Below are 20,498 nucleotides of genomic sequence, written 5' to 3'. Positions count from 1 at the left end.
GATTTTGCATGTATATCCGGCGTGATTGCTTGGATGTTGTCGGTTATTTTGATGAGGAGACCTTTGGCAAGGGGTATGGAGAGGAGAATGATTGGTGCCAACGAGCACAAAAGTTGGGATGGAAGAATTATCACCAATTAAATGTGTTTGCCTACCATAAAGGCGGTGTCAGTTTTCTGGATGAAGGGGATCCAAGAAAAGCTCGTGCATTAGAGCTGCTTAATACACTACACCCTAATTATACCCGCGATGTCATGGCATTCATTGCACAAGATCCTGCAAGACAGGCTAGGATGATGGCTAAAGTAAGATACATTGCTGAGACGGGTCTCCCAGTAGTCTTAGCCGTAGCACATCACCTCGGTGGTGGGGTAGCTCAACATGTTTCTGAGCTAGCATCATATTATTTGGGAAAGGTATTGTTTCTCCGTCTAACTCCTGGGGGTAGAGAAGGATATGTTAATCTTTATTTGAGTGCCTTTAACGGTGATAAGAGCGATGCATTTGTATTCAATATTCACACAGAATATGAATTATTAGTGAGCTTCTTGCGAGACCTCAGAGTTAGTCGTGTACATTTTCACCATAGCATGGGTCTGCCACCACGCACCTGGTTGCTACCTAGTTCGCTAGGAATTTCCTATGATGTGACGATTCATGATTATTATATGTTAAATGGTAATCCAACGCTTACAGATCGCTATGGACAATTTGTGAGCGAGGATAATCAAAATTATGATGATATATGTAGAGATGCTGCACAAATCAGTGTTTCTGGCGAGGAATGGCGCAGCGGTATATTTCCCTTACTTTCTCGAGCTGAGCGAATTATTTATCCTAGTCAAGATGTATATCAGCGCTTTAGTAGGCTTTATGGGAATAAGAGCGAGCTATCTAGCAAGGCAATTATTACATACCATCCAGATGCTTATCGTTACCCAGAACCTAAGCAGGCCCATAAACCAGGCGACCCCCTACGTGTACTTATCCTTGGTGCTTTAAGTCGGGAAAAGGGAGCTGATCTACTAGAACAAGTCGCCTTGCTGTGTGATCCAAATAAGATAGAGTTTCATCTACTAGGTTATGGTTATCGCCCCTTGCGTGGGGTTGTGAATCATGGTGCGTATAGACTGGATCAACTTGAAGAGAAACTTGATAGTATTAAACCTCATGTTGTCTGGTTCCCTGCTTTATGGCCTGAGACATACAGTTATACATTATCCATTGCACTTGAACATACATATCCTGTTGTATGTCCGAATATTGGTGCTTTTGTCGAGCGTATCGAAAATAGAAATCACTCTTTACTATTACCATGGAATATCAAACCCATTGATTGTGCAGCATTTTGGCGTGCTTATGCCCAAGGCGCCGAGTTAAGCGATTTCGTGGTGTCGAGTGAAGTTTGTGATGAAATAGAGAGAGATGATATCTTCTATCAAGAGAAATACCTGAGTGGCTTGGCAGTTTTGACACCTGTTGATGGTTCTAAATTAGTCAAGAAGTGGAATGAAAAGCTAAATATTGCTCCTAGTGCTGTACTGTTATCAAGAAAAGAACAATTTTTACAGTATCTATGGAAAGTTAGAAATATGCCCTTTGTTAGTTCATTGGCACGTTTCATTCCGTTTAAATTGCAGAGAGCAATAAAGCGCTTGCTGAGTCGTAAACCAATGCACGAGATTATTAAATGACTGCTCGATTAGAATCATTGGACGTATTGCGAGGTGTTGCGGCTTTATTGGTATTGTTTTATCACATGGAAGAGTTAAGTGTGGCCGTTTGGCCACATATATTTTATTGGGGATGGGTAGGCGTTGATCTATTTTTTGTGTTAAGTGGATTTTTTATTTGCCTTTGTGTAATTAGACCTCGTGAGTGGAAAGTAATTAATTTTCTTAAACGTAGATTCCTGCGCATCGCACCACCTTACTATGTATCTATGTTGCTCACTATTACATTTAGTGGTTTTTATTTCATTACTACATCCAATGGTATTGTGCATACCGTAGCGCACCTTTTATTTATACACTCTTATTTAGAACAAACACATGGTTCCATTAATGGAGCTTATTGGTCGTTAGGTGTTGAATTTTCGTTCTATATATTCATGGCTGTTACTGCTTGCTTTTTACGCTCTACTAGTAAGAAGTATATTATATTGTTTGGTATGTTTATAGTCGCTTGGTTATGGCGTTATATTATTTATTTATATTTTAATGGTCAACCCATGCAGGAATTCATCTGGTCTACTCAAGTGATTGGTATGTTGGATGAATTTGCTATAGGTTGTTTCATCGCCTTTGTTTATGCCGATTGTTTAGTTCAAGCAAAACATCCAAGGAACTATGTTGCATTTTTGCTGCTTATTACAGGCTTTATTTTAATTGTCAGTTTCGTTAAAAATTTGGACGATACATTTTGGATAGAAGTATCTTCGATGGTATTTTCCAGAACCTATTTGGCTTTGGGATTTGGGATGATTATTTTTGCATTTATCATGCTTGAGCGAAATAAATGGTTTGTTCGTTTATGTCGATGGTCTGGTCTATCATTTATCGGCATGATCAGTTTCAGCATCTATCTTTATCACATGCCGATCATAAATGCTGCGAATCAGGTGAAGGGCATGATTTCGTCACCAATGTTATTATCAACATCTATTATTGTGATGGTTTTATTTATGGGGTCATTTTCATTTTATTTTATTGAGCGTAGGTTTATGCGATGATTCTTACAAAATAACAATGTCGTATTTAAAAACATATGTTTTAGTGTAATGTCTGCAGTGGGCTTTTAATTTCACGCTCGTTGTGATTGATACAATGATTTTTATGTATTGTAAAGCTAATGGTTTAAGCGTTCTCTATTTTATGGACCATGCAATTAACCATGTCAAATGAACCTATAATAATCGATAGAAAGCGCTGGCTCGATACTTGTACAGTCAGCTTTTATTATCATGGCATGAAAGGTTAATATAGTTACTATGCTAACTCTATCTTTTTTCACTTGTGACTTTGTGAGCGCAATATTTTGCTATGGTAAATAGTATGCCCAAGTCCTATCTAACTATTGGTGTGGTCGCTTATTGTACTGAAAAGGCGATGATAGCAAGCACTCTCAACAAACTACAGAGAGCAATCACTGAAGCTGGGGTTGTTAGTTCCTTGATAGTTGTAGATCACTCTCCATCGAGTGATTTTGCTATTCAAAATGAAGATATAAGCAAGAGCTTTATAGGTGTTCACGACTTGATTTTTGCACAGTCAAATCCTGGATTTGGTGCTGGCCATAACCGCGCATTGCAGACTGATGCTAAATATCATCTTATCCTTAACCCCGATCTTGAAGTCGCCCCGGATGCACTGAAAAATGCACTCGAATTTATGGAGCAACATCCGGATTGCGGATTATTGACGCCTTTCGCAACATGGGAGGATGGTAAGGTACAACGGCTCTGCAAACGCTATCCAACCGTATTTGATCTATTGTTGCGTGGATTTGCTCCTGCGAGTGTGAAGAAGTTATTCCAGACGCGCTTGGCAAAATATGAGATGGCAGATCAGCTCAACAATCATGACGTGCTGTGGGACCCACCCATTGTCAGTGGTTGTTTTATGCTGTTTCGCACAGATGTATTGCAGCAGCTCGGAGGATTTGACCCTCGCTTTTTCCTCTATTTTGAAGATTTTGACATCAGTTTACGGGCAGGAAAGATCAGCCGGATTGCCTATGTCCCTCAGGTGAAGGTCGTTCATCACGGTGGTCATGCATCCCGCAAAGGCTGGCGCCATATCTGGATGTTTGGGCGTTCCATGGTGACGTTCTTCAATATTCACGGTTGGCGTTGGTGGTAATGGCAGATATCAAAAGTACAGTCTTGGTCACCGGTGCCAACGGATTTGTAGGCAAAGCGGTCTGTGAACACCTGATTAGATGTGGAGCCAATGTGAAAGGTGCGGTGCGATGTTACCCGCTGGCTTCTTACCAGGTTCAGGCTCCCTCTTTGACTGAGGATGCCGACTGGACGGCCCAATTGCAACAAGTGGATGTGGTTGTTCACTGTGCAGCCAGGGTCCATGTGATGTCGGATACCGCGACAGATCCCCTGGCGGCTTTTCGAGCAGTGAATACAGAGGGGACGCTCACGCTTGCTCGCCAAGCGGCTGACGCAGGAGTAAAGCGCTTCATTTTTATCAGTTCGATCAAAGTGAATGGCGAGCACACCGAGCCAGGCAAGCCATTTGATGAGCATGTGCAGAGTCCGCCAGAAGATCCCTATGGACGCTCGAAGTATGATGCGGAACAAGGGCTGATGGCGCTTGCGAAAGAGTGTGGTATGGCTGTTACCATCGTTCGTCCTCCTCTTATCTATGGAGAAGGAGTGAAGGCTAACTTTGCCAGTATGATGACGTGGGTGCGCAAAGGGATCCCGCTACCCTTTGCCCGTCTGAACAATGCGCGCAGCCTGTTGGCGTTGCCTAATCTGTGTGACTTTATTTCCCATGCGATGGAGCACCCAGCCGCAGTGAACCAGGTCTTTCTGGTTGCAGATCCTGTCGCGATGTCGACATCAAAGTTGCTTGCAGCGATTGCTGATGCAGAAGGTGTTCCCTGTAGGCTGTTTTATACCCCACCAAGGTTGATAAGGGGGCTTGGCCGCTGTTTGGGGATTGATTCCAAGTTGCAGCGTATTTATGGCTCTCTGGAAATGGATACCAGTAAGGCACAGAGCCGATTACAATGGTCGGCACCCTGTTCGCTCTCTCAGACCCTATCTTTGATGGCATCTTCCCATAACGAGTCACCTTGATGTTTGCATTTGTTCTTTTTTTGATGTTGTGCCTGCTTTGTTCAGTTACTGGTACTGGTTTACTCCGGCGTTATGCTCTGAACCACTTGCTTGACCAGCCCAATCATCGCAGTTCACATCAGGTGCCTACTCCGAGAGGTGGTGGCATGGCTATCGTGGCGACCTTTCTGCTGGCAGCGCCTTTGTTTGTCGCCCTGCTCCCGCTGCCCTATGGCATATCTCATGGTAGTTTCGCTTTGATATGGACTGCAGCATTGGCCATTGCATTGGTTGGTTTTATCGATGATCACATCTCTCTCAAGCCCAGAACCCGCCTGATTGTGCAGAGCATGGCGGCAGCCTTGGTGGTATCTGCTGTTGATGGTTTGCCAGAGCTGACCTTCTTTGGCTGGCAGCTGGATCTTGCCTGGTTTGGTTATCTAATCGCTTGGCTGGGGGTGATCTGGTTTATCAATCTGTACAACTTTATGGATGGCATCGATGGCTTGGCGGCCAGTGAGGCCGTTATCGTTTGCCTGTTCATGGCTTTATTTCATTATCTCGTTGGGGGTGAGTGGTCATCTGCCAGTTTGCCCCTGCTACTGGGGGTCTCGGCGGCGGGCTTCTTGTGCTGGAATTTTCCGCCAGCCAGGATCTTTATGGGGGATGGCGGCAGTGGTTTTCTTGGCTTGATGCTGGCTTCTCTGATGTTGCTGGATGCCGCTTCTGCCCCTCAATTTCTGTGGGGCTGGCTTGTTATGCTCGGAGTCTTTGTAGTCGACGCCACCTGGACCTTGTTGAATCGCTATCGTCTAAAGTGCCGCCTGAGTGAAGCCCATCGTACTCATGCATTTCAATATGCTGCAAGGCGCTGGCAAAGCCATCGACGCGTGACTTCGGCGGTGCTGCTGATAAATTGCCTCTGGCTTGCGCCTATCGCTGCGATGATTGTTTCTGATCAGATCGATGGTTTTCTCGGGTTGTCGATTGCTTACTTGCCGTTAACCTATCTTGCGTATTACCTGAATGCAGGAGTGCCGGAATGAAACATCAGTTGTTGCCTATGGGGAGTTGGTTGCTCACTTTCCTTGGTTCCTTGTCCCGGACTAGTAAGCGCGCAGTGTCTGTCACAGTCGATGTCATGCTCATCACAATGACATATTGGGGGGCCTACTGGATCAGGCTGGAGCGCAGCTGGCCAATCGATAGCCCTCATCACTGGGCACTGCTAGGGGCAATCATCATTGTCAGTATCGGTCTATTTGTTCGTCTGGGGTTGTATCGTGCGGTATTGCGATATGTCAGTTTTCGAGTGCTCTGGACAATCTTGTTAGGGGCATTTCTTTCTACCTGTTTCTTCGTTATATCTGCGTTTTACTTCGATATCTTCTTGCCCAGAACGGTATCGGTTATCTATCTCTCCTTTCTGGTGCTGCTGGTCGGTGGTGTGCGCTTGTTCTTTCGGGCCTTGCTTAATACTACCCGTTTGGCTCGTACGCAGGTATTGATCTATGGAGCTGGCTCTTCTGGGCGCCAGCTACAGGTGGCATTGCTGCAAGGTAATGAGTTTTATCCAGTCGCCTTTGTTGATGATGATCCCGCCAAACAGGGCTGCGTTATCCAGGGATGCACCGTCTATCACAGTGCCCAACTGCCAACTCTGATTGAGCTCCATGGTGTCCAGAAGATCTTGCTGGCTATGCCGAGCAGCACCAGGGCTCGCCGTCAGGAGGTGATCAATGCACTTGAGCCCCTCTCTTGCGAAGTGCTCTCTATCCCGGGCATGGCCGATTTGGTTAATGGTTCTGCACGTATCGATCAGCTCAATGAGGTCTCTATCGACGATCTGTTGGGCAGAGACCCTGTAGAACCTGTGACGAGATTGATGGAGGCCAATATCACAGGTAAGGCTGTCATGGTGACTGGTGCCGGAGGATCAATCGGTTCTGAGCTCTGTCGCCAGATCTTGCGGTGCCACCCCTCTACGCTTGTATTGTTCGAGTTATCTGAATATGCCCTCTATGACCTGCATAAAAATTTAAGTGAGCAGTGCCAGCGCGAAGGGATCGCAACTGAGCTAATACCGCTATTAGGATCTGTGCAGCGTCAGCATCGCCTCAAAACAGTGATGCAGAGCTTTCGGATCCAGACCGTCTACCACGCAGCAGCTTACAAACATGTGCCACTGGTCGAGTTCAATATCATCGAAGGGGTGCGTAACAACGTTTTTGGCACCCTCTATGCGGCACAAGCTGCTATTGAAGCCGGAGTGGAAACGTTTGTACTGATCTCAACTGATAAAGCGGTACGCCCGACCAATACCATGGGGGCTAGCAAGCGTATGGCTGAGTTAGTCTTGCAAGCGTTGACCCGTGAAAAGCATCAAACCCGTTTTTGCATGGTGCGTTTTGGTAATGTGCTCGGTTCTTCTGGCTCAGTAGTCCCGTTGTTTAGACAACAGATAGACAAAGGTGGGCCCATCACCTTGACTCACCCCGATATCATTCGTTATTTCATGACCATTCCTGAGGCAGCCCAGTTGGTGATCCAGGCGGGCGCAATGGGGGAGGGAGGCGATGTTTTCGTGCTCGATATGGGGCAACCGGTACGGATCATGGAGTTGGCCAAACGCATGATACGCCTCAGCGGCCTGACACTGCGTGATGAGCAGCGGCCCGATGGTGATATCGCCATCGAGGTAACGGGGTTGCGGCCGGGTGAAAAGCTCTACGAAGAGTTACTGATTGGTGATGATGCCAGAGGAACCGAGCATCCCAGGATCATGGTGGCACAAGAGTGCTGGTTGCCCTGGTCGCGACTGCGCCCTTTGTTAGCGTCATTGGATGATGCTTGCCACCACTTTGATCACCAGCAAGTACGTGACATCCTGATGAATGCTCCGGCTGCATTTGAACCAACAGATGGTATTTGTGATCTGGTGTGGCTTGCCAGAAAACAGGCCAAATCACAAGATAATGTCGTGTCGTTGCCCTCTCACAACATCGAGTTTTTGCTTGCAAAAAACTGATTTGCTTGGATGCTGGTGTCATTGGGCTGCTTGTGCTTTTGGTTAAATAACCTGCATTTGGACTAACTTGGCTACTAATTTCATCAAACGGCTGGTATTATAAGGCCCTTATTGAAAGGGCATATCTGTGTTTCTGTGCCCCTAAATAGGTTGATTAGGCAAGACCCATGATATCTTGCACGAAAGGCGGCAAGTCTTGTCGGTCACACCACGAGTAATGGATTGAGCTGTGGTGCGATGATCTCGTCATGTCTCTTACCATTTGTTTGACAATTAGGTAGATTTTTGAGCGGGCTGAGGGCTGTAACTCAGGGGCGGTAGCTTATCTTTTTTACGGTAATTCGAACATTGCTTGGTCAAATGAGTGGCCGCAAAAGATAATAAATACAACATATTACACTGCGATAACAAATACAACATATTACACTACTGTTGTGGTGCATATTTTGTATGTTTGCTCAAAGTGTTAGCGCGAGGCTAGCCCAAGCATTGTGTATTGGGGTGGAAAAACCTCTGACAGAGATATTGCTATAACAAACCCTTTACTATTTGAAAGGGGAAGGCACATTCAATGATCTCTACGAGCTTTACGTGATGCCAGAGACTTGATCTGTAACAGATGTGAAATCTTATTTTTAATAGCTTTTATAAGAACAATTATGCAGTTCAGTAAGATGTCGTTAGGACACGGGGTTGATTTAGTAGATTAATGATGCGCTCAAGTTCGCAAGGATGCGCTCTTTTGTGCAATTAAAGAGATAGTACAGGGATAAAATCATGGAAATGTCAGGTTTAGTAGCTTTTATTGGCACGGCATTAGCGATCGCATTGTTGCGTCCGCTGGCTGGTAAGTTGCAACTGGTAGACATGCCGAACCAACGCAAACAGCATGTGGGGGCCATTCCACTGATTGGTGGTTTGGCTGTCAGTATAGGTGTGTATCTCAGTGTTTTTATGACGATGCCGCTTTCTCTTCCTTTGTTGATGTTACTACTCTGTGCTGGTGCTATGATGGTGATTGGTGCGGTGGATGACGCGCTCGATATCTCACCCAAGTTACGACTCGGACTGCAAGCGTTACTCATCGTTATTCTATGCCTCTCAACTGAAGTCGGTTTGCATAACTTCGGTGACCTACTGGGACTCGGTGATATTCACTTGCCTTGGGGTGAGGTTATTGTCGCAGTGCTGGCTGTTTGTGCTGCGGTGAATGCCTTCAATATGATGGATGGCATCGATGGGCTCGCGGGCTCAATGGCTGGGATCAGCTTGGTTGGGCTGGCTACGTTGTTCAGCAATACCATGCCAGAAATGGCAAATTTCTGTTTAGTGATTGCAATTGCACTAGTGCCTTATCTGGCAATCAACCTCACCATCCCACCCTTTAAGCGCAAGATCTTTATGGGTGATGCTGGCTCTATGTTTTTGGGTTTCATCATTGGTTTTTTGGTTATTTATGGTTCACAAGTCACCGAGCAACGCCCCGCATTCAGGCCTGTGATGGCTCTTTGGCTGATGGGGCTGCCGCTGATTGATATGGTAGGGATTATGATCCGCCGTATTCGCAAAGGTCAATCGCCGCTCAAGGCTGACCGTAATCACCTGCACCATATTCTGTTGCATGCTGGATTTACCCATCGTGAAGCACTACTACTAATGGTTGTTAGTAATGTTGGTATTGTTTTTATGGGTATATTGGCTGAAATAGCAAAGTTATCTGAATGGTCAATGATGGCTATCTATTTGCTGTTCATTGCTGGTTATGTGCTTGCCATTAATTACGCCTGGCGAGTGGGGCGCTGGATAAAAAGCAGCAAGAGTCAAGTTCGTAACAATAGTCATTGACTAGTGCACGTGCACTATCAAACCTAGGCTAAGAACATATTAACACCCTTCATTTTTGTCTCTCGGAGAGAGGCATTTAACTTCAACATGGCCTAATAAATAGAATGAAAATCCTTGTAACAGGCGGCGCAGGCTTTATCGGCTCTGCCGTGGTGCGCCATATTATCCGTGATACCCAGGATGCCGTTATCAATCTCGATAAACTCACCTATGCCGGCAATCTGGAATCCCTGGCCGATGTATCGACAAGCGAGCGTTATGCGTTTGAGCAAGTGGATATCTGCAATCGCGCCGAGCTGGATCGGGTGTTTGCCCTGCACCAGCCGGATGCGGTGATGCATCTGGCCGCCGAGAGCCATGTTGACCGCTCCATCACAGGCCCGGCTGACTTTATCGAGACCAATATCGTTGGCACCTATATGTTGCTGGAAGCGGCACGTGCCTATTGGAACGGTCTGGACGAGGTACGCAAGGCGGTCTTCCGCTTCCACCATATCTCCACCGATGAGGTGTATGGGGATCTGCCCCATCCGGATGAAGTGGCTGCCGGTGAGCCATTGCCGCTCTTTACCGAGACTACCCCCTACGCCCCCAGCAGCCCCTATTCTGCCTCCAAGGCTTCCAGTGACCACCTGGTACGCGCCTGGCGCCGTACCTACGGCCTGCCGACCATTGTCACCAACTGCTCCAACAACTACGGCCCTTATCACTTCCCCGAGAAGCTGATCCCGCTGGTGATCCTCAATGCACTGGATGGCAAGCCGCTGCCGGTCTATGGCAAGGGCGACCAGATCCGTGACTGGCTCTATGTAGAAGATCATGCGCGCGCGCTCTACAAGGTGGTGACTACTGGCTTGGTGGGGGAGACCTACAACATCGGCGGCCACAACGAGAAGCAGAATCTGGAGGTGGTACACACCATCTGCGATCTGCTGGACGAGATGGTGCCGAAGGCGGGCTCTTATCGTGAGCAAATCACCTATGTGGCGGATCGCCCCGGCCACGATCGCCGCTATGCCATCGATGCGACCAAGATGAGTGCCGAGCTTGCTTGGCAACCGCAAGAAACGTTCGAGTCTGGCATTCGCAAAACTGTACAGTGGTATCTGGATAACCAGCAGTGGGTCAGCAACGTCAAGAGCGGTGCCTACCAGTCCTGGATTGAGCAGAATTACGGGGAGCGTATCTGATGCATATCCTGCTGTTTGGCAAAAACGGCCAGGTAGGCTGGGAGCTGCAGCGTGCACTGGCCCCGCTCGGGCGCATCACTGCCGTTGATTTTGACTCCACCGACTATTGTGGCGATTTCAGCAATCCGGCAGGGGTGGCCGAAACGGTACGACTGGTCAAGCCGGATGTGATTGTCAACGCCGCGGCCCATACCGCAGTCGACAAGGCGGAGAGCGAGCGGGAGTTTGCCGAGCTGCTCAACGCGACCAGTGTAGCGGCGATCGCCAAAGAAGCGGAAGCATTGGGTGCCTGGTTGGTGCATTACTCCACCGACTATGTGTTCGATGGTAGCGGCGAGCGCCCCTGGGTTGAAACCGATGCAACTGCACCGCTCAACGTCTATGGCGAAACCAAGCTGGCGGGTGAGCAAGGTGCGTCCCTCTGCTCCCGTCATCTGATCTTCCGTACCAGCTGGGTCTATGCCGCCCGCGGCGCCAACTTTGCCAAGACCATGCTGCGCTTTGGCAAAGAGCGTAGCGAGATGTCAGTGATCAATGACCAGTTCGGCGCACCGACCGGCGCCGAGTTGCTGGCTGATTGCACCGCCCATGCGATCCGTGTTGCGCAGAGTAAACCCGAGGTCGCCGGGCTGTACCATCTGATTGCCTCCGGTACCACCACCTGGTTTGACTACGCCCAGCTGGTGTTTGCCAAAGCCAGAGAGGCTGGCGTTGAACTGGCGGTGACACAACTCAATGCGGTGCCGACCAGCGCCTTCCCGACTCCGGCCAAACGCCCCCATAACTCCCGCCTTGATACCGGCAAATTCCAGCGCACCTTCGATCTGGTGCTGCCGGAGTGGACAGTCGGTGTGGAGCGGATGTTGACCGAGATCCTCGGTAAGTAAATTACTGGCCTGGGATGTAGTGACTGCCTCCCTGGCTGGCAGGGATAAAACAGAAAGGAGTGGCTGCAAGCCACCCTTTTCTTTTGCAATTTAAAAATAAGAAACAAGCATCATGACCAAACGTAAAGGCATTATTCTGGCCGGTGGCTCTGGCACCCGTCTCTATCCTGTGACCATGGCGGTGAGCAAGCAGCTGCTGCCCATCTATGACAAGCCGATGATCTACTATCCGCTGAGCACCCTGATGCTGGCGGGAATTCGCGATATCTTGATCATCAGCACGCCGCAAGATACTCCCCGCTTTGAGCAATTGCTGGGTGACGGTAGCCAGTGGGGTCTGAATTTGCAGTACAAGGTACAACCAAGTCCGGACGGGTTGGCACAAGCCTTTATTCTGGGTGAAGAGTTTATCGGGTCAGACCCCTGTGCTCTGGTACTCGGCGACAACATCTTCTACGGTCATGACCTGCAGAAACAGTTGGAAGCCGCAGCGGCCAAAGAGAGTGGCGCTACCGTCTTTGCCTACCATGTGCATGACCCCGAGCGTTATGGGGTGGTGGAATTTGATAAAGAAGGTACCGCTATCTCTCTGGAAGAGAAGCCGTTGAAGCCCAAGAGTAACTATGCGGTCACCGGCCTCTATTTCTACGACAACAGCGTGGTGGAGATCGCCAAGAGCCTGAAGCCGTCGCCCCGTGGTGAGCTGGAAATCACCGATGTGAACCGTATCTACCTGGAGCAAGGTAATCTGTCGGTGGCCATGATGGGCCGTGGTTATGCCTGGTTGGATACCGGTACCCATGAAAGCCTGATTGAAGCGAGCAACTTTATTCAGACCATTGAGACCCGTCAGGGGTTGAAGGTGGCCTGTCCGGAAGAGATTGCCTATCGCCAGAAGTTTATCAGTGCTGACCAGATACGTATTCTTGCAGCGCCACTGGCAAAGAATGCGTACGGCCAATATTTGTTAAAAATGGTTGCCAAAGCCTGATGTGATATGGGGGAGGGAAGTTGCGCCCCCATAAAGATTGAATTGAATGCGGGTAGACAGATGAATGTAATCAAGACAGCAATCCCTGATGTGCTTATTTTTGAACCAAAAGTATTTGGTGATGAACGTGGTTTTTTCTTTGAGAGTTTCAACCACAAGTTGTTTGAAGAGGCGGTAGGATATCCGGTGACTTTTGTACAGGATAATCACTCCAAATCGTCAAAAGGGGTATTGCGCGGCTTGCACTATCAGTTGCCGCCTCATGCTCAAGGCAAGCTGGTGCGTTGTGTGGCCGGTGAAGTGTTTGATGTGGCGGTAGATATTCGTAAAAGCTCCCCGACCTTTGGGCAATGGGTAGGCGTTCATCTTTCTGGAGAAAACAAGCGACAGCTGTGGATCCCGGAAGGATTTGCGCATGGCTTTGTTACTCTGACAGAGACGGCCGAGTTTTTGTATAAAACAACCAATTACTATTCACCGCAGAGTGAAGGCTCAATCCATTGGGATGACCCACTAGTCGGGATTAGGTGGCCGATGACAAGTAAGGTGAGTTTGTCAAAGAAAGATCAAGAGGCTGTTACATTGAATTTGGCGGTTACCTTTTAAATGTAAATAGATGCCCACAAGGTGAATGTTTGTACCCGCCTAATTTTGAATACCATATTACAATATTTTGAAAAGTTAGTCAGGCAGTGGCTATTACTGTAAGATGTATTACTGGCCGCGAGTTTATGATGTTTGGTGATAGGTGCTTTATTGTATTATCGGTTAAATATTGGGGTTCGATAAGGTGAGTATCGCATTGTATAAGTTGGCAGGAAAATGAGTTTTAAGTGCAACGTGAAGATGAATCAAAAGCTGGTGAGTAAGAACAATTAGTTCCTTTCTCAAATCCTTTAAGCATATCAGATTTCGTAATCTGGTGAACAGGTACTTAAAAGTGAATTTAAAAGGCTATTGATATGTTAAAAAAGAGAGTGTTGACGGTATTTGGTACCCGACCAGAAGCAATAAAGATGGCACCTGTGGTACATGCTTTAGCTGCTGATGAACGTTTTGAGGCGAAAGTCTGTGTCACCGCCCAGCATCGTGAAATGCTAGATCAAGTATTATCATTATTTGAGATTAAACCAGATTATGATTTGAATATTATGAAGGCTGGGCAGACATTAAATGATATTACAGCCCGTATTTTGCTTGAGATAAAACCGGTTCTACAAGAATTTAAACCTGATGTTGTGTTAGTACATGGCGATACTGCAACTACCTTTGCTGCTAGTTTGGCGGCGTATTATGAGCAAATTGCTGTAGGACATGTCGAAGCAGGCTTGCGCACAGGGAACATTTATTCTCCATGGCCTGAAGAAGCAAATCGCAAGCTCACTGGTGCATTGGCAAAATACCATTTTGCACCTACTGAAACATCTAAGCAAAATTTGATTCAAGAAAACTATGCCGAGGATAGCATAGTCGTTACCGGAAATACCGTAATTGATGCACTACTTATGGTAAAAGATAAGATTGAAAAAAATAGCGTTCTGCAAGCTACATTAGCCTCTCAGTTCTCATATTTAGACGAGACTAAAAAGTTAATTTTGGTCACTGGACATCGCCGTGAAAGTTTTGGATGTGGGTTTGAACGAATATGTGAAGCTTTAGCTATCACAGCTAAAGCCAACACTGATGTGCAGATTCTCTACCCAATGCACCTAAATCCTAATGTACGTGAGCCAGTTAACCGCATTTTAGGTGATATCGAAAATATTATTTTGATTGAGCCTCAAGAGTACCTACCATTTATTTATCTAATGATGCGTAGCTATATTATTTTAACCGATTCGGGTGGTATCCAAGAGGAGGCTCCTTCACTGGGGAAACCTGTGTTAGTTATGCGTGATACAACAGAACGCCCCGAAGCTGTTGCTGCAGGTACCGTTAGGTTGGTTGGTACGGAAGTCGAAAAAGTTGTTTTCGGATTGTCTGAATTACTAAATGATCCGCAAGCATATCATTCAATGAGTTTTTCCCATAATCCTTATGGAGATGGAATGGCATCAAAAAGAATATTAGATTTACTAGTATGATAAAAAATTATGTATACTCGGGATTGTCATTTTCGTTAAGATTAGTTGCTAATACAGTTGTTTATTTAATAGCGGCAAGAGTTTATGGACCCACTTTATTTGGTGAGTTAAGTGTTGCATTGTTAGCTGGGAGCATGCTTACTCTTTTTTCAGATTTGGGGGTTCATCAGCGTTTTTTTAGGGGTGTAGCAATAACAGATGAAGCTGAAATTAAAGATAATATTTATCTAAAATTTTTATTTTCCATAATTTGCATGGTTAGTTTAGTTATCTATTTCATATTTTCTGTTGACTATGTAGTGTTGCTAGTCGGTATGTCATTCATAGTGAACGGATATTATGATTTTATGTTGACTGAAATACGGGCAAAAGGTGAGTTTTCGGGCGAGCTAAAATTTTCGCTATTAAATAATATAGTTTTTACTTTTTTTTGTCTCTTTGTTGTTTTTAGTAAAAGCAGTTTAATTATTTTTGCGTTTTGTATTTTTATTTCAAGAATGGTAAGTTTCATTATTATAACCTATAGGCTCAAGTTGTTGAGCTATTTTAGCTTTAACTTTACCTGGAATTCCTCATTACTGTTGAAACAAGTTAATTATACTGTCGATTTTTTATTGACTAATATTTGGCAGGTCTTGGATGGGTATTTAGTTAGTCTGTATTATAGTTCAATATTTGGCATATATAGTTCATATACGCGAATTACTAATGGGGTAAGTGCATTATCTGCTGTTGTTGTGAATGTTATATTTAGAGAAATAGCAAATGAAGTAAAAGTAGGTAAACATAAATCCCTATTTATAGGGACAACATTTTTTATTTTTATAAGTTTAGCTTTATTCTGGTTTTTAAGTGTATTTGATACATATTTGATTTCTTCTGTTTTAGGTGAGGAGTATATCGCGTATTCGTATTTATTGCCGTTGATGTTTGTCCCTATATCCTTGAAATGGATATCGAGTTGTTTGGGGATATATATGGTTGTGACAGGAAGGATTAAAAGTAGGGTCCTCGTTCAAATAATTGGTTTATTGGCCTTTTTTGCATTGATTATTATGGGGGTGTCTTTGGGGTTAGATATCGCTATAATTGTGTATGGTGTTATTTTATATTACGCGATAGTTTTATTGGGTTATATTCTTTTGTTTTTGAGAGCTATTAAATGAAAGTCAAAATAGGTTTTTTGTGGCACAACGTATCTTCAGGTAATTTGGGGGTTGGAGCACTTTCTATTGGCAATATGATTTTAGTTGATCGAGTTTGTCGAAATTTGGGAATTGATGCTGAGTTTTTTACTATAGGTGATAATGAGGTCACCAGTGAGAAAAATAAGGCTCTGGTAGAGCTTCAAATAGGTCGTGAATTTGAGCATATAACAATCAGTGTCAAAGAATTGATTTCTAACCCAATAAAGTTGAAATCTTATATAAAAATGATAAAAGATTTTGATCTTGTATTAGATATTGGAGCCGGTGACAGTTTCTCTGATATATATGGTAATCGTCGTTTTCTTATTCAAGTCTTTACTAAGCTAGTTAATGCAATTTTTGCTCGAAAATCAGTGTTGTCGCCCCAAACAATTGGCCCCTTTAAATCTAAGTTTGCTGAAGTTGTATCTAGATTCATTGTCAGAAATACAAGTTTAGTATTTGCAAGGGACGATATTAGTTTTCAAGTTGGTAAGGAATTTGGAGTTTGTCATCTAGGCACTGATGTAGCATTATCCATGCCTTATTCTACGGTTCGTGAAGTTAGTGATAAGATTAAAGTTGGAATTAATGTTTCTGGATTACTCTGGAATGGCGGATATACAAGAGATAACCAGTTTGGTTTGGCTCATAACTATAAAGATTATATTAATGAGCTAATAGAAAGTTTCTTATCAATTGAAAATGTTGAAATACACTTGGTTTCTCATGTAATAGCTACCTCACCCGTTCAGAAAATCGAAGACGACTATGCTGCATGCATCGAGGTGGCTGAGTTATTTCCACGCTGTATTGTTGCGCCAAGATTTACGAATCCTATTGAGGTGAAAAATTATATAAGCAGTTTTGAATATTTCACTGGAGCAAGAATGCACGCCACAATTGCAGCCTTTTCAAGTGGTGTACCTGTTACGCCTTATGCTTACAGTCGCAAGTTTAAGGGATTATATACAACTTTAGGCTATGGTAATGTTTTAGAAGCTAAAGAATTGTCATTAAATAATGCTATAAAAATGAATCTTGACCATTTTAATAATCGAAATCAAATCAAGTTAGAGCTTCAAGGTTTGACAGACAAAAAAAATCAGTTGACTGAAAAATACACAAGCGCTTTGGAAGAGGTGTTGAAATAATAGTATGGATGTGATTCAGAAAGTTTTAAAAAACGATTTATGTACAGGTTGCGGTCTGTGTTCATCTCTATTCCCTAGTAAAGTTGTTGTCAATAAGGGGGAATATAATCGCCCTGTATGCAGCGAAAAGTTAAACGGAGATGAGCAGGCCATTTTCAAAACTGTTTGCCCAGGCATAAATCAGGCAAGTATTAAAACTAATTCAAGCCACCCAATCTGGGGGCCAATTGAACAATCCTATATCGGTCATTCAAATGATAAAGAGATACGCTATTTAGGCTCATCTGGTGGCATTGTTACTCAAACGCTACTTTATGCATTAGACTATAATATAGTCGATATTGTTATTCAGATAGGTGTAGATAAGCATAATCCACTAGAGAATATATCTAAAGTCAGCAGGTCCAGAGAGGATTTACTTGAAGCTACAGGATCCCGTTATAGTCCGGCATCACCATTAGAGTATTTTTTGCAGACTCTAAGCGACAATCCTAACAAGAGGATTGCGTTTGTTGGTAAACCGTGTGATTGCGTAGCTTTGCGTAACTTAATGTCAATAGATAATGAGGTAAAAAATGCTGTTAAATTAATTGTTAGTTTCTTCTGTGCGGGCACCCCGAGTCGATTAGGTGTTAGAAGGGTCGCTGAAGCTTTAAATTATAATGTTGATATGCCTGTTGAAAACTTCTTTTTTAGAGGTAAAGGCTGGCCGGGAAAAACGACTTTAGTGCAGAATAGCACTTCTACAACGATGGAGTATTCTCGTTCTTGGGGCAAAATTCTCGGACCAACAATACAAAGTAGATGTAAACTTTGTGCTGATGGTACTGGCGAGGTTGCAGATATTGTTAGTGCTGACGTTTGGAATTGTGACGACAAGGGATATCCTTTATTTACTGAGTCAGATGGACAAGGTCTTGTACTTGCAAGAAGCGAGATAGGAAAATCTATAGTAGCAAAAATGATTCGTGAAAATATAATAACCGTTGCTGATTATGATATTGAGCAACTCTCTAAAGTACAAGTTACACAATTTGAAAGAAAATCAACAATATTAGTGCGTTATATGGCAAAGCAATTAGGTGGTCTAATTATTTTTAATATGCCAAATCAAAGGAAAATTGTAGCTACAAAGTATGCGACATTATATAAACATTTACGTGTCTTTGTTGGTTCATTTCTTCGTGTAATTAAGGGGCGAATGTGATAAATGTATTCGTTTTAAATTGGAATAGTTGTCACGATGTAAGGTTTTTTTTTGATGCAATAAAGTTATCAGAGAACTGCCCTTTTAGAATAATTTTAATACAAAACAGTAAGGACGATACTCTAGAGTTAATTAATCTAGCTAATAAATATTCTCGAGAGTTAGATATTCATTTTGTAGAGAATGACTCTAACTTGGGATATGCTGCTGGTAACAATGCAGGATTAAATTATTTAATTGAAAAGAATCTTCTGGGTGATATTGTAATAGCAAATCCTGATATTAAAGTCGGTAGGAGGGCATTGAATGCATTAAGCTCGCAACTGATAAATTATCCAAATGTTGGTGCGTCAATGATAAGAACACTTAATTCTGAAGGTGTAAGGATTTACGATTCAATAAAACTAAACGGATTAAGTCAAAAATATAGATTAACTGACTCTGGTGAAAAATTTGTTGTTACGGATTATGTGGCTGGTGCTTTTTTTATTATAAGAAGAGACCTAGCAGAAAAATTAAAGCTTTTCGATGATGATTTTTTTATGTATTGGGAGGAGGTTGATTTATCATTAAGAATAAAAAAATTAGGTTATAGTCTAACTTCAGTTGTAACCGACTCTATAGAGAAGATTCGAATCCCTTAAGTAGAACACCGAATGCAATATTTTATTCAACTCGAAATTCTTTTTTATTATATAGGAAGCATTCTGAGATAAATTTCTTTCATCTCTCAAGGTACCTTATAAATATGTTTTTAATTTCAACTTTAAAATCTTTTAAAAATTCATCATTCACTTGTGTTATGGCATTCTTTCAGGGTCTTACTTATGGAGTTAGAATGTTAAAAAATAAAAAAAATTAAATTGAGATTTCAATTTATAAGGGTTGAGATGAAATGAAAAAAATAATACTTCATACAAATTTCTGTAATCCATTTCTTATTTTTTTTGCAGTTAGTTTCACAACAGCATTATATCTTTTCAGATTAAGTACGCAAATAGAATTGCCTGATGAACGTACTAGTCTGTACCTCATCTTAAGTCTATTTATACTGGCTGTCGGCATTCTTTGGGGGATGAAAAAAATTCCTATTGGCGTTGTAACTTTTTTGGTATGTCAAGATGGTGAGGTTAATGCCAGTAATAGAAGGATTGCAATATATATAGTTATTTTTTTGATTTTTATTTCAACAATGTTTTTTTTGTTTGAACATTTTGTTTTTTACAGGAAATATGGCTCCATTCCTATTTTAAATAAAGACTTTGAAATTTTAAGAATGTCATTTCCTATATCTGGGTATGTACATTTGATTGCAATGTCAGGCCTCACTTTTTTATTATATCTATATTTCGAATGTTTGTCTCGGAAAGTTAATTTCGGTCAGTTTAAGTCTTTATTTAATTTATTTGTTTTTTTCTCTATATTACACATTATTTTATCTTTTGCAGTTGGCAACAGAGGTGTTATAGCATTTTTTTTTCTACAATGCTTTCTAGTTAGAAGTGTCTTTCTGAAATTGTCACTTTTAAAGTGCTTACTAATTATTTTCATTTTTCTATACCTTATTGGTGCAGCGAAATTCTATAGGGATTTTATTTTTTTGGGTGATACTCTTTTTGAAGATATTCAGCGAGTTTGGTTTTTTGGTGATACCTTTATATTGATTCCTCTTTATTATTTATATGTTACTTTTACGATGAACTTTGAGATTTTAAATCAGTATGTAATATCTGATTTTGATTTTGGCTTGGGGTATTTTACCTTTGTATTGCCATTTGATTCGCTTTTTACTGGTAATGCTTATGAGTTAATTGATTTTCAAAGAGATGTTTTAGGATCTGATTTTTATGGTGTTCTTACTGCAACTGGCTTCGGCGTTCCTTTTTTTGATTTCGGATTTTTTGGTGTTATAGTTACTTTAGCTTTATCTTATGTGTTGGGTTTGACTTTTTATTTGATTTTTTTTAAGGGTAAAGTTTTTTTAATCCCTTTTTATATTTACTTTTTTACTACTATGTTGACTTTTATTTATACATATAACTTCAATAAGCTGTATGTGATTATTTATTCTACATCCTTAGTGTTTATATGTTTTTTGGGGCGTTATAACTACAGTAAGAGGTTATAGAA

The 20,498-nt window shown here is 43.0% G+C and carries 17 protein-coding genes; all 17 read left to right on the top strand.

Annotated elements, in window-relative coordinates:
- On the top strand, positions 1–1,694 hold a 1,694-nt coding region (locus ACTG2G_RS23385), incomplete at its 5' end, for a glycosyltransferase (RefSeq protein WP_439985886.1).
- Positions 1,691–2,731, top strand: a complete 1,041-nt coding sequence (locus ACTG2G_RS23380; RefSeq protein ID WP_265784317.1) for an acyltransferase family protein — start codon at positions 1,691–1,693, stop codon at positions 2,729–2,731. The genes ACTG2G_RS23385 and ACTG2G_RS23380, both read left to right, overlap by 4 nt.
- A 322-nt stretch (positions 2,732–3,053) precedes the next feature.
- Positions 3,054–3,860 carry a glycosyltransferase family 2 protein gene (locus ACTG2G_RS23375; RefSeq protein WP_265784316.1) on the top strand — a complete coding sequence of 269 codons (807 nt, stop codon included), beginning with the start codon at positions 3,054–3,056 and terminating at the stop codon, positions 3,858–3,860.
- Positions 3,860–4,816, top strand: a complete 957-nt coding sequence (locus ACTG2G_RS23370; protein WP_421386261.1) for a UDP-glucose 4-epimerase family protein — start codon at positions 3,860–3,862, stop codon at positions 4,814–4,816. Before ACTG2G_RS23375 ends, ACTG2G_RS23370 begins: the two co-directional genes overlap by 1 nt.
- The gene (locus ACTG2G_RS23365; protein WP_439985154.1) at positions 4,816–5,841 is read left to right on the top strand and encodes an MraY family glycosyltransferase; all 1,026 of its coding nucleotides are present in this window, start codon (positions 4,816–4,818) and stop codon (positions 5,839–5,841) included. The genes ACTG2G_RS23370 and ACTG2G_RS23365 overlap by 1 nt, the downstream gene beginning before the upstream one ends.
- Positions 5,838–7,823 (top strand): polysaccharide biosynthesis protein, encoded by a 1,986-nt coding sequence (locus tag ACTG2G_RS23360; protein WP_439985153.1) that lies wholly within the window; start codon positions 5,838–5,840, stop codon positions 7,821–7,823. Before ACTG2G_RS23365 ends, ACTG2G_RS23360 begins: the two co-directional genes overlap by 4 nt.
- A gap of 777 nt (positions 7,824–8,600) precedes the next feature.
- Positions 8,601–9,668, top strand: coding sequence for an undecaprenyl-phosphate alpha-N-acetylglucosaminyl 1-phosphate transferase (locus tag ACTG2G_RS23355; RefSeq protein WP_439985152.1), 1,068 nt, complete (start codon positions 8,601–8,603; stop codon positions 9,666–9,668).
- 104 nt (positions 9,669–9,772) lie between these two features.
- Complete coding sequence (rfbB, locus tag ACTG2G_RS23350) at positions 9,773–10,858, top strand: dTDP-glucose 4,6-dehydratase (RefSeq protein WP_439985151.1); 1,086 nt, start codon at positions 9,773–9,775, stop codon at positions 10,856–10,858.
- Positions 10,858–11,745 carry a dTDP-4-dehydrorhamnose reductase gene (rfbD, locus tag ACTG2G_RS23345; protein ID WP_335838261.1) on the top strand — a complete coding sequence of 296 codons (888 nt, stop codon included), beginning with the start codon at positions 10,858–10,860 and terminating at the stop codon, positions 11,743–11,745. The genes rfbB and rfbD overlap by 1 nt, the downstream gene beginning before the upstream one ends.
- A gap of 112 nt (positions 11,746–11,857) precedes the next feature.
- Entirely contained in the window at positions 11,858–12,736 is an 879-nt protein-coding gene (gene rfbA, locus ACTG2G_RS23340) for a glucose-1-phosphate thymidylyltransferase RfbA (protein ID WP_439985150.1), read from the top strand.
- Positions 12,737–12,796: 60 nt separating this feature from the next.
- Positions 12,797–13,342: a dTDP-4-dehydrorhamnose 3,5-epimerase gene (gene rfbC / locus ACTG2G_RS23335; protein ID WP_439985149.1), complete on the top strand. Its 546-nt coding sequence runs from the start codon at positions 12,797–12,799 to the stop codon at positions 13,340–13,342.
- Positions 13,343–13,698: 356 nt separating this feature from the next.
- On the top strand, positions 13,699–14,820 hold the full coding sequence (gene wecB, locus ACTG2G_RS23330) for a non-hydrolyzing UDP-N-acetylglucosamine 2-epimerase (protein WP_439985148.1): 1,122 nt from the start codon (positions 13,699–13,701) through the stop codon (positions 14,818–14,820).
- Positions 14,817–15,986, top strand: coding sequence for a hypothetical protein (locus ACTG2G_RS23325; protein WP_439985147.1), 1,170 nt, complete (start codon positions 14,817–14,819; stop codon positions 15,984–15,986). The genes wecB and ACTG2G_RS23325 overlap by 4 nt, the downstream gene beginning before the upstream one ends.
- Positions 15,983–17,161, top strand: coding sequence for a polysaccharide pyruvyl transferase family protein (locus tag ACTG2G_RS23320; RefSeq protein ID WP_439985146.1), 1,179 nt, complete (start codon positions 15,983–15,985; stop codon positions 17,159–17,161). The genes ACTG2G_RS23325 and ACTG2G_RS23320 overlap by 4 nt, the downstream gene beginning before the upstream one ends.
- Before the next feature lie 4 nt (positions 17,162–17,165).
- On the top strand, positions 17,166–18,368 hold the full coding sequence (locus tag ACTG2G_RS23315; protein ID WP_439985145.1) for a Coenzyme F420 hydrogenase/dehydrogenase, beta subunit C-terminal domain: 1,203 nt from the start codon (positions 17,166–17,168) through the stop codon (positions 18,366–18,368).
- Entirely contained in the window at positions 18,365–19,012 is a 648-nt protein-coding gene (locus tag ACTG2G_RS23310; RefSeq protein WP_439985885.1) for a glycosyltransferase, read from the top strand. The genes ACTG2G_RS23315 and ACTG2G_RS23310 overlap by 4 nt, the downstream gene beginning before the upstream one ends.
- 251 nt (positions 19,013–19,263) lie before the next feature.
- Positions 19,264–20,496 carry an O-antigen polymerase gene (locus tag ACTG2G_RS23305; protein ID WP_439985143.1) on the top strand — a complete coding sequence of 411 codons (1,233 nt, stop codon included), beginning with the start codon at positions 19,264–19,266 and terminating at the stop codon, positions 20,494–20,496.
- Positions 20,497–20,498: the final 2 nt, after the last annotated feature.

The organism is Aeromonas sp. 55A, from assembly GCF_051919665.1.
In the GTDB taxonomy this organism is placed as follows: domain Bacteria; phylum Pseudomonadota; class Gammaproteobacteria; order Enterobacterales; family Aeromonadaceae; genus Aeromonas; species Aeromonas veronii.
Note: the sequence above shows the minus strand (reverse complement) of the source record. Positions and strands in the feature narration are given on the sequence as shown.

Coding starts and splice junctions, on each gene's coding strand:
- ACTG2G_RS23380 (WP_265784317.1), top strand. CDS start 1,691: ATGACTGCTCGATTAGAATCATTGGACGTATTGCGAGGTGTTGCGGCT.
- ACTG2G_RS23375 (WP_265784316.1), top strand. CDS start 3,054: ATGCCCAAGTCCTATCTAACTATTGGTGTGGTCGCTTATTGTACTGAA.
- ACTG2G_RS23370 (WP_421386261.1), top strand. CDS start 3,860: ATGGCAGATATCAAAAGTACAGTCTTGGTCACCGGTGCCAACGGATTT.
- ACTG2G_RS23365 (WP_439985154.1), top strand. CDS start 4,816: ATGTTTGCATTTGTTCTTTTTTTGATGTTGTGCCTGCTTTGTTCAGTT.
- ACTG2G_RS23360 (WP_439985153.1), top strand. CDS start 5,838: ATGAAACATCAGTTGTTGCCTATGGGGAGTTGGTTGCTCACTTTCCTT.
- ACTG2G_RS23355 (WP_439985152.1), top strand. CDS start 8,601: ATGGAAATGTCAGGTTTAGTAGCTTTTATTGGCACGGCATTAGCGATC.
- rfbB (WP_439985151.1), top strand. CDS start 9,773: ATGAAAATCCTTGTAACAGGCGGCGCAGGCTTTATCGGCTCTGCCGTG.
- rfbD (WP_335838261.1), top strand. CDS start 10,858: ATGCATATCCTGCTGTTTGGCAAAAACGGCCAGGTAGGCTGGGAGCTG.
- rfbA (WP_439985150.1), top strand. CDS start 11,858: ATGACCAAACGTAAAGGCATTATTCTGGCCGGTGGCTCTGGCACCCGT.
- rfbC (WP_439985149.1), top strand. CDS start 12,797: ATGAATGTAATCAAGACAGCAATCCCTGATGTGCTTATTTTTGAACCA.
- wecB (WP_439985148.1), top strand. CDS start 13,699: ATGTTAAAAAAGAGAGTGTTGACGGTATTTGGTACCCGACCAGAAGCA.
- ACTG2G_RS23325 (WP_439985147.1), top strand. CDS start 14,817: ATGATAAAAAATTATGTATACTCGGGATTGTCATTTTCGTTAAGATTA.
- ACTG2G_RS23320 (WP_439985146.1), top strand. CDS start 15,983: ATGAAAGTCAAAATAGGTTTTTTGTGGCACAACGTATCTTCAGGTAAT.
- ACTG2G_RS23315 (WP_439985145.1), top strand. CDS start 17,166: ATGGATGTGATTCAGAAAGTTTTAAAAAACGATTTATGTACAGGTTGC.
- ACTG2G_RS23305 (WP_439985143.1), top strand. CDS start 19,264: ATGAAAAAAATAATACTTCATACAAATTTCTGTAATCCATTTCTTATT.